This window comes from Mucilaginibacter sp. P4_G9, assembly GCF_056400985.1.
The window spans coordinates 1-918 of sequence record NZ_JBFUKF010000847.1; the positions used below are offsets into that span (position 1 = coordinate 1).

At 35.6% G+C, this 918-nt stretch carries 1 protein-coding gene and 1 pseudogene; both read left to right on the forward strand.

Features of this window, described 5'->3' with window-relative positions; genetic code table 11:
• Positions 1-212 (forward strand): annotated as a pseudogene (locus tag AC1DPZ_RS28090) (phytanoyl-CoA dioxygenase family protein); the annotation flags it as partial.
• Between the two features lie 37 nt (positions 213-249).
• Positions 250-918 (forward strand): hypothetical protein (locus AC1DPZ_RS28095; RefSeq protein ID WP_477409738.1); only part of this gene is annotated, 669 nt, incomplete at its 3' end.

Sequence of the window (918 nt, forward strand, 5' to 3'; positions counted from 1 at the left end):
CCCTTGAGCCACGCAGAGCATTAACAATAGGATTTACCAGGCCGTTTTTAAAACAGCAGATGGACTATCCAAGATTTTTAGGTTATGACTTTGTATCGCACCTCAACTCCGAGTTGCGCCAGGTTATAGGGTACAATTCCCGCACACCTGAAAACCTAAATGAATTTTATCAGCCGGCACATTTAAGAATGTACCAATGCGACCAGGGTTAACTTAAGTCTTAATTTATCCATCATCTAACTTACGGCTATGCAAAAAAATAAAACTCCTTTAAAATCCATTGGTGGATATTTAGAGCTCGAGTTACCCCATGGTAATGAATATTATCCCAATCTTATTCATCTAAATACCGGACGCAATKCTTTAGAGTATATACTAAGGCAAAAGGGATATACAAAAATATATATACCCTATTTTACCTGTGATGTTTTGCTTGAGCCTATCACAAAATTGGGTATTAAACATCAGTTTTACTCAATTGATAAGCAATTTGATCCGGTAATAGATTTTGATATTGAACCAGATGCATGCTTTCTGTACACCAATTATTTTGGAATTAAACAAGAAAAAGTAATAGAACTTAGTTATAAGTTTACAAACCTGATAGTGGATAATTCCCAGGCTTTTTTTTCTGAACCATTGCCTGGCATAGATACTTTTTATTCATGCCGCAAGTTTTTTGGAGTTTCAGATGGAGCCTACCTCCAGATTAGAAGGAAATTACCTAAAAAATTACCGCTCGATACCTCAATACATCGTTTTTCGCACCTCATAAAAAGTATTGATTTTGGTATAGAAGCAGCTTATTCAGATTTTAAAGACAACAATAAGGATCTGGATAATAATGAGATTAGGACAATGTCGACGGTGACCCAAAAAATTCTGTCGAGTATTGATTATGATGAATGCGCCAAAATC